Source organism: Acinetobacter sp. 22301 (genome assembly GCF_052045285.1).
Taxonomy (GTDB): Bacteria; Pseudomonadota; Gammaproteobacteria; order Pseudomonadales; family Moraxellaceae; genus Acinetobacter; species Acinetobacter pittii.
Genome location: NZ_JBQEOR010000013.1, coordinates 84,494 through 92,904 on the forward strand (window position 1 = coordinate 84,494; position 8,411 = coordinate 92,904).

Annotated in this window: 8 protein-coding genes and 4 tRNA genes; all 12 read left to right on the top strand. The window is 39.9% G+C overall.

Going from position 1 to position 8,411, the window contains the following annotated elements:
* Window positions 1–63: 63 nt before the first annotated feature.
* Window positions 64–390 (top strand): H-NS histone family protein, encoded by a 327-nt coding sequence (locus ACTJJH_RS16375; protein ID WP_000801427.1) that lies wholly within the window; start codon window positions 64–66, stop codon window positions 388–390.
* Between the two features lie 334 nt (window positions 391–724).
* The gene (gene gspN, locus ACTJJH_RS16380) at window positions 725–1,468 is read left to right on the top strand and encodes a type II secretion system protein N (protein ID WP_017481931.1); all 744 of its coding nucleotides are present in this window, start codon (window positions 725–727) and stop codon (window positions 1,466–1,468) included.
* A complete protein-coding gene (locus ACTJJH_RS16385; RefSeq protein ID WP_005079413.1) occupies window positions 1,468–2,304 on the top strand; it encodes a type II secretion system protein N in 837 nt (278 codons plus the stop codon). Before gspN ends, ACTJJH_RS16385 begins: the two co-directional genes overlap by 1 nt.
* 41 nt (window positions 2,305–2,345) lie before the next feature.
* Window positions 2,346–4,616 carry a type II secretion system secretin GspD gene (gspD, locus tag ACTJJH_RS16390; RefSeq protein ID WP_032037665.1) on the top strand — a complete coding sequence of 757 codons (2,271 nt, stop codon included), beginning with the start codon at window positions 2,346–2,348 and terminating at the stop codon, window positions 4,614–4,616.
* A gap of 40 nt (window positions 4,617–4,656) precedes the next feature.
* Window positions 4,657–5,283 carry an FHA domain-containing protein gene (locus tag ACTJJH_RS16395; protein WP_440601457.1) on the top strand — a complete coding sequence of 209 codons (627 nt, stop codon included), beginning with the start codon at window positions 4,657–4,659 and terminating at the stop codon, window positions 5,281–5,283.
* Window positions 5,284–5,349: 66 nt separating this feature from the next.
* Window positions 5,350–6,018 (top strand): phosphoglycolate phosphatase, encoded by a 669-nt coding sequence (locus ACTJJH_RS16400; RefSeq protein ID WP_440601458.1) that lies wholly within the window; start codon window positions 5,350–5,352, stop codon window positions 6,016–6,018.
* A gap of 108 nt (window positions 6,019–6,126) precedes the next feature.
* Window positions 6,127–7,620: an anthranilate synthase component I gene (gene trpE, locus ACTJJH_RS16405; protein ID WP_032037662.1), complete on the top strand. Its 1,494-nt coding sequence runs from the start codon at window positions 6,127–6,129 to the stop codon at window positions 7,618–7,620.
* A gap of 98 nt (window positions 7,621–7,718) precedes the next feature.
* A tRNA-Thr gene (locus ACTJJH_RS16410) sits at window positions 7,719–7,794 on the top strand.
* Between the two features lie 54 nt (window positions 7,795–7,848).
* A tRNA-Tyr gene (locus ACTJJH_RS16415) sits at window positions 7,849–7,932 on the top strand.
* A 37-nt stretch (window positions 7,933–7,969) separates the two neighbouring features.
* Window positions 7,970–8,045: transfer RNA gene (locus ACTJJH_RS16420), tRNA-Gly, on the top strand.
* Between the two features lie 13 nt (window positions 8,046–8,058).
* Window positions 8,059–8,133 (top strand) — tRNA-Thr (locus ACTJJH_RS16425).
* Between the two features lie 147 nt (window positions 8,134–8,280).
* On the top strand, window positions 8,281–8,411 hold a 131-nt coding region (locus ACTJJH_RS16430), incomplete at its 3' end, for a GTP-binding protein (RefSeq protein ID WP_227591698.1).

Here is an 8,411-nt window from a genome sequence, read left to right on the forward strand (position 1 = left end):
TTTTATGTTTTTAAATTTTGTCTGTATTATTTTGAATTGTCTGTAAGACTGGAGTATTTATTAATGAAACCGGATATCAGTGAATTATCTGTTGAAGAGTTAAAACGCTTACAAGAAGAAGCAGAAGCTTTAATTGCAAGTAAAAAAGATCAAGCAATCGAAGATGCTTATAATCAAATTATCGAGATTGCTGAAAATGTAGGTTTCAGTGTTGAACAACTTCTTGAGTTTGGTGCTCAAAAACGTAAGAAAACAACTCGTAAATCTGTTGAGCCTCGTTACCGCAACAAAAACAATGCTGAAGAGACTTGGACTGGTCGCGGTAAACAACCACGCTGGTTAGTTGCTGAAATTGAAAAAGGCGCAAAACTTGAAGATTTCTTAATCTAATCAAATTGCCGTTTTTAAAAGCCAAGCAAATTTGCTTGGCTTTTTTATTGATAAAAATATCTCAAAATTTTGCTATAAATATTATTTAAAAAATTGAGTGTTTAAATTGCTCTTTAAATGAATTGTTGAGATCAAATGTGCATTTAGTTCATTGAGCGTCAAGTTTTCATGATTTTGTCATACGTTCAACTTATAGTCTTAATACCGAAGCCAAGCCCGATTGCTTGGTTTTTTTATATGAAGTGAATTGGCGATGTTGAAAAAGTATGCATAATGTCAGACTAGGGAGCTACTCTCAAAATAAGGACGATAATTTGCATGTTGGTAAGGCTGAATGAAGAAAAAGTCTAAGCAATGGAAGTGGTGGTTTTTTGCCCTCATTGCATTTTTAATTTTTATTATTTTACAGATCCCGGCGACGTGGCTTATTTCTAAATTTTCAAAGAATAATCAAACTCTACACAATGTAAGTGGAAATATCTGGCAAGGCCAAGCAGATTGGCGGCGTGGTACTTTGAGAGGCTCGATTCATTGGAAAACTAGACCTCTAGACCTGTTTTTATTAAGGTTCGCTTCTGATGTAGATATCCATAGTGGAAATACCCAATTATCTGGGGTAATGGGCTATGGTGTGGGGAAAAAAGTAATTGTAAAGGCTATGAATGGTCAGGTTGCACCTGAAACATTAAAACAAATTGTGAATTGGCAATGGCCTGCGAACAGCATTCAACTGAAAGATATTGAGTTTAATTATAAGAAGGAGCAGGGGTTCGCAGCAGTTGATGGTCAATTACATTGGGGTGGCGGTGCTTTAATTTATAATATTGGTGATCGTCAAGACCGTATGAATATGCCTTCTTTAAATGGGCAATTAACGGATCAAAATGGACAATTACAAGTTGATATACGTGATCAACGCAGTCAAAAAATGGCGAATCTTTTATTAGATGCCAACATGATGCTTGATGTACAGCTTACCCAAAGGTTATTACTTAATATCCCATCTTATGATGGAAAAGCTGGTTTAGATACGTTTGTCATTAGTTCTCGTCAACCCTTAATACAAGGGGGTAACTAATGAAAGTATGGATTGAAAAATTACAGCAATTACAGTGGCAAAAATTAGATCGGTTAAGTGTAGTTGTATTTGCCTTTTTGGTTTTATGGTTGTGTTGGAAATTAGCTTCATTATTTTGGTGGGTAATTGCCCCTCCTCAAATGATGCAATTTGATCGAGTCGAGTTAGGATCACAGCAGCCGCAAATTCCTAACATTAGTACTTTTTCGCTTTTTAATGAACCTTCAGCCAATGCGGCTCAGGAAAATGTCAACCTAGAATTACAAGGCGTAATGCTGGGCTATCCGAACCGTTTTTCTTCGGCTGTTATTAAGCTAGATAATATTGCTGACCGATATCGTGTAGGAGAAACAATAGGTTCTACCTCTTATCAGTTAGCAGAAGTTTATTGGGATCACGTGATATTGCGTCAAGGTAATGGAAGTACTCGTGAACTCCAATTTAAAGGTTTGCCAAACGGTTTATATCAACCTATGACGCCAGATGCTTCACAGCCAACTGCTACTGCGCCTCAGTCATCGGCACCTGTTAATACGACTCAAGAGGCGTTAGGACAGGCTATTCAGCAAATGCAAGGCAACCGTGAACAATATCTGCGTGACATGGGCGTTAGTGGGAACTCTGGTGAAGGTTTTGAAGTTACAGAACGTACACCCACTGCGCTTCGAAATAAGTTAGGTTTAAGGCCGGGTGATCGGATTGTTTCTTTAAACGGTCAAACGGTTGGGCAGGGACAAACGGATGTGCAGTTACTTGAACAGGCTCGTCGAGCTGGGCAAGTGAAAATAGAAATAAAACGTGGTGATCAAGTGATGACCATACAACAAAATTTTTAGTGATAACACGTCACCATAAGAGTTAGGAATTATCGCAAGTTATGGCTTTATTGAATCATCAACGTCCACTTTGGGCATTACTTGCAGCAGCCCCATTGATTGCGACAGTGAGCAGCAGCGTCTATGCCCAAACATGGAAGATCAATTTACGTGATGCTGACTTAACTGCTTTTATTAATGAAGTGGCAGACATTACGGGTAAAAACTTTGCAGTAGATCCACGAGTGCGTGGTAACGTCACAGTAATATCGAATAAACCCCTCAATAAAAATGAAGTTTACGACCTATTCCTTGGGGTCTTAAATGTGAATGGGGTAGTGGCAATTCCTTCGGGTAACACCATTAAGCTGGTTCCAGATAGCAATGTTAAAAATTCGGGAATTCCTTACGACTCGCGAAATAAATTGCGTGGTGATCAGATCGTTACCCGAGTCATTTGGCTTGAAAATACCAATCCTAATGATTTAATTCCAGCACTTCGTCCATTAATGCCGCAATTTGCACATATGGCTGCAATTGCAGGGACTAATGCACTGATTGTTTCGGACCGTGCGGCAAATATTTATCAACTTGAAAATATTATTCGTAATCTAGATGGTACTGGCCAGAATGATATTGAGGCAATAAACCTTCAATCGAGCCAAGCGGAAGAAATCATTACTCAACTTGAGGCCATGAGTGCTACGGGAGCATCTAAAGATTTTAATGGTGCACGTATCCGTATTATTGCAGACAATCGAACCAATCGTATTTTAGTTAAGGGTGATCCTGAAACGCGTAAGCGTATTCGCCACATGATTGAAATGCTGGATGTCCCTTCGGCCGACCGCTTAGGTGGTTTAAAAGTTTTTCGATTGAAATATGCAAGTGCAAAAAATTTATCTGAGATTTTGCAAGGCCTCGTAACAGGTCAAGCTGTTTCTTCGTCAAATAGTAATAACAATTCTTCTAATTCATCGAATCCGATCAATAATTTGATGGGTAATAACCAGAATTCTAGTTCAAATACCTCTGGTTCAAATGGTAGTTCAATTTCTACGCCATCTATTAATTTAAACGGTAATTCGAACAATAATAATCAGAACAATATCTCTAGCTTTAGCCAAAATGGGGTAAGCATTATTGCGGATAATGCCCAAAACTCGTTAGTGGTTAAGGCAGATCCTCAATTAATGCGCGAAATTGAATCTGCTATTCAGCAGCTCGATGTTCGTCGTCAGCAAGTTCTGATTGAAGCTGCGATTATTGAGGTTTCAGGTAAAGATGCCGATCAATTAGGGGTGCAATGGGCACTTGGTGACATTAATAGTGGTATTGGTCTAATTAACTTTACCAATGCAGGTTCAAGTCTGGCTTCATTGGCAGCAGGTTACTTAACTGGCGGTGCTTCTGGTTTGGGAAGTGCAATTGGAGCCGGTAGTTCAATTGCATTAGGGAAGTATAAAGAGGGTGCGGATGGTTCTCGCCAGCTTTATGGAGCTTTAATTCAAGCTTTAAAAGAGAATACAGCTTCTAATTTATTGTCTACCCCCTCTATTGTAACGATGGACAATGAAGAAGCTTATATTGTTGTCGGTCAAAACGTTCCATTTGTAACAGGATCGGTCACTACAAACAGTACGGGGATCAACCCATACACCACGGTTGAGCGTAAAGATGTGGGGGTGACATTAAAAGTTATACCTCACATAGGTGAAAATGGCACAGTTCGACTTGAAATTGAACAAGAAGTTTCAAATGTTCAGGCGAGTAAGGGGCAGGCTGCCGATTTGATTACAAACAAACGTGCTATAAAAACAGCTGTATTGGCTGAGCATGGACAGACAGTAGTCTTGGGTGGCTTAGTATCTGATGATGTTGAATTTAACCGTCAAGGTATTCCTGGGTTAAGCAGTATTCCATACTTAGGTAGATTATTCCGCTCGGATACTCGAAGTAATGTGAAGCGTAACCTTCTTGTTTTTATCCACCCAACAATTGTGGGTGATGCAAATGATGTGCGCCGTTTGTCTCAGCAGCGCTATAGCCAGCTTTATAGCTTGCAATTGGCTATGGATAAAAACGGCAATTTTGCAAAACTGCCTGAGCAAGTTGATGATGTCTATAATCAAAAGATGACACCACCTAGTATTGCCTCTCAGCCAAAAAATTATCAACAGGTTCCTTCAGGTGGAAAAACCTCGACGGCAACTACACCTGTAGCGGTAGAGCCAGCAGTTCAAAAGCAAACCTTGCAGTTACCTGATCCTGAAGTTAATCGTACTAAAAATACAGTAACAACAACGACACTGCGCACAAGCACAGCACAGTAGTAGCATGTTATGATTGATAAAAAATGAATAGGACATACGCATGACTTGGAAACTACAAGCAATTACTGGTGAAATTACTGGCCAAGAAATTAATGTTGATCGTGATATGTTGGTAGGGCGTCATCAAGATGCCGATGTGTTGTTGCAAGCTGCTGAAATTTCACGTCGCCATGCTGCATTGCTTCTAAAAGATCAAGCGCTATGGGTGCAAGACCTTAATTCATCGAATGGCACATTTGTAAACGATATTCGTATTGAGCAAGAAAAGCAGTTGCATGATGGTGATATTGTTCAGTTTGCTAGTTTTAAATTTTCTCTATTGGCTCCTGCACAGAAAATCACGGAATTACCTGAAATTGAAGCCGAACCTGTAAATACGACATCCTCTCCAGATTTAAGCGATCAAGGAATGCCGAGCCTTGCAGAGCGTGCCGCAGAAGTAGAAGTTCGTCGCGATGGTATGCCGCAGAATATTTCTATTCCAAAACCTGCACCTATTCCAGAGGGTGTGGATATTAATGCGCAACAGCAAACACCTATCGCTTTTGATGAACCAGTTTCTCGTGTTGCAGAAGAAAAAGAGCAACAGAAGAATGCCTCAGTTGGTTTAATCACTATTATTATTTTAGTAATTTTAGCTGTATTGGCATGGTTATTCTTTAAATAATCCGTTGCTGCTTTTACAATCAAGGCATGCTAAACGCATGCCTTTTTAATTTTGAGTAGAAAAAAGATGTCTGTTGCACAACTAAGTAAGCGCGATTTAATTTTATTTGATCTAGATGGGACGTTGGTTGATTCTGCTGCTGATTTGTATCGGTCTATGAATTTAAGTTTAGAGGCGCTAAGTTGGCCATTGGTAACAGAAGTTCAAATACGAGAATGGGTGGGTAAAGGAGCTTCAAAACTCTGTGAAAGTGTTCTGCTTCATATTTTTGGAAAATTAGATCCTGAACAGCACAAAGTCTTATTACAAAAATTTATTGATATATATAGTGTAGAACTCTGTGTAAATACTCAAATTTATCCTGGTGTAACCGAGTTTTTAAAATATTGTAAAACTTTGAATATACAAATGGCATGCGTTACCAATAAGCCTGTACAACTTGCTCAAGGTTTGCTTGATGCTTTACAGCTCTCTCCATATTTTCAAGTCGTACTTGGTGGGGATAGCTTACCAGAGAGAAAGCCTCATCCATTGCCATTATTGCATTGCATGCAAAGCCTAAAAATATCTGCTTCACAATCGTTAATGATTGGCGATTCAAGTAATGATATTGAGGCTGCGCGTCGTGCTGGAATTGATTGTATTGTGGTCAGCTATGGCTATAATCATGGAGAAAATATCTATGATTGCCAACCTCAGCAAGTTGTTGATAGTCTTGCTGAGTTAATTATCTAATGAATGAAATGGAGATCAGAATGAATAAGCGTATGGTTTTTCGATGGCGTGTCTAAACCGAATCTAGAAAAACACACTTTTAAATCGAAACCATATTAGAGAAAATTCATGACAACATTAGCGCAATTCGAGCAACTCAAGGCTGCTGGTTACAACACGATTCCAGTTTATCGCCAACGCTTAGCAGACACAGAAACTCCTTTATCTGTTTTTGCTCGTTTTAAAGACCATACACAAGCTTATTTATTTGAGTCAGTCGAAGGTGGCGAAAATTGGGCACGCTATTCTATGATTGGTTTAGGTGAGTCGGCGGTTTTCTCATGTAATGCAGGTGTTCTGTCTATACAACATGCTGATGGCTCAATTACACAAGAAGATTGCCAAGACCCATTTCAGTATATTCGTGAATTTCAGAAGCAATTTAAAGTGCCATCTGCTGAGCTCTTGCCAAACTTACCGAGTTTTACGGGCGGATTAGTAGGTTATTTAGGCTATGATGCAGTCCGTTATATCGAGCCACGTTTAAAGAATGTTCCTACAGCTGACCCAATTACATTGCCGGATTTATGGTTAATGCTATCAAAGACAGTCATAGTTTTTGATAACCTTAAAGATACTTTATTTTTAATTGTTCATGCGGATACAGAGCAGAGTAATGCTTATGAAGACGCTCAGCAAAAATTAGATCAATTAGAGCAATTGTTAGCTACACCAGTAAGTCTGCAAGCTAAGCCTCATACACCTCCACATTTTGAGTCAATTACTGGTAAAGCGAAATTCTTAGAAACAGTCGAAAAGGTTAAAGAATATATACGTGCTGGTGATGTGATGCAGGTTGTTCCGGGACAGCGTATGGTCTCTGATTTCGATGGGGAGGCTTTACAGGTTTATCGTGCTTTACGTCATTTGAACCCATCGCCTTATTTATTCTTGGTACAAGGGCAAACGATTACTGATAAAAAGCCATTCCATATTGTAGGGTCATCGCCAGAAATTCTTTCTCGTTTAGAAAATGGTATTGCGACAGTGCGCCCTCTTGCAGGTACCAGACCACGTGGAAAAACTAAAGAAGAAGATCTTGCTTTAGAAAAAGACTTACTTTCTGATGAAAAAGAAATCGCTGAGCATTTAATGTTGATTGACCTTGGTCGAAATGATGTGGGGCGCGTATCAAAAATAGGTAAGGTCCAAGTAACGGATCAAATGGTGATTGAACGCTATTCACATGTCATGCACATTGTCTCAAATGTGCAAGGCGAAGTTCGTGACGATATCGATGCGCTAGATGTATTTAAAGCAACTTTCCCAGCAGGTACTTTATCGGGTGCACCAAAAATTCGTGCAATGGAAATTATTGATGAAGTTGAGCCTGTGAAAAGAGGTGTGTTTGGTGGGGCAGTGGGATATTTAGGATGGCACGGCGAAATGGATATGTCGATTGCAATCCGTACTTGTGTTATTCGAGATAAAAAGGTCTATGTACAGGCTGGAGCAGGCTTGGTAGCGGACTCAAATCCTGAATCTGAATGGAATGAAACGCAAATAAAAGCTCGCGCAGTGATCAAAGCGGTTGAATTATCATCAAACGGATTGATTTTATGAGTTTTTAGCGGTTTTTTTTAAAAAACCGCTTGCATCGTTTGGAAGTTTTGCTAAACTGCACACCGTTCCGATACGAAACGTACGAAACACTAAGAAGAGCCGGCATAGCTCAGTTGGTAGAGCAACTGACTTGTAATCAGTAGGTCCACAGTTCGAATCCGTGTGCCGGCACCATCTTAAAGGTGTGTAGTTGTGAAGTAAAGAACAACACTGAAATAAGTGTGATATGGTGAGATTCCCGAGCGGTCAAAGGGGGCGGACTGTAACTCCGCTACGAAAGTTTCGAAGGTTCGAATCCTTCTCTCACCACCATTAACTTCGATTGAAGTGGTATATATACCAACACAGTGCGGGAGTAGCTCAGTTGGTAGAGCGGCAGCCTTCCAAGCTGCATGTCGCGAGTTCGATCCTCGTCTCCCGCTCCATCGAAGGATAATCGCTCTTATAGCTCAGTGGTAGAGCACTCCCTTGGTAAGGGAGAGGTCTCGAGTTCAAATCTCGATAAGAGCTCCAGATACAGTTTAGTAGATTTTCTACAAAGATTTAAAAAGCAGGCTTATTAGTCTGCTTTTCAAGTATTGGGTGTTTGATTTTTTAGGCGATATGTCGATGCTGAGTTTTTGCTCAGAATTGTGTTCGACGTAAACGAGGACTATAAACATGGCTAAGGCTAAGTTTGAACGTAATAAGCCACACGTAAACGTGGGCACAATCGGTCACGTTGACCATGGTAAAACAACTTTAACTGCTGCGATTGCAACAATTTGTGCAAAAACTTACGGCGGTGAAGC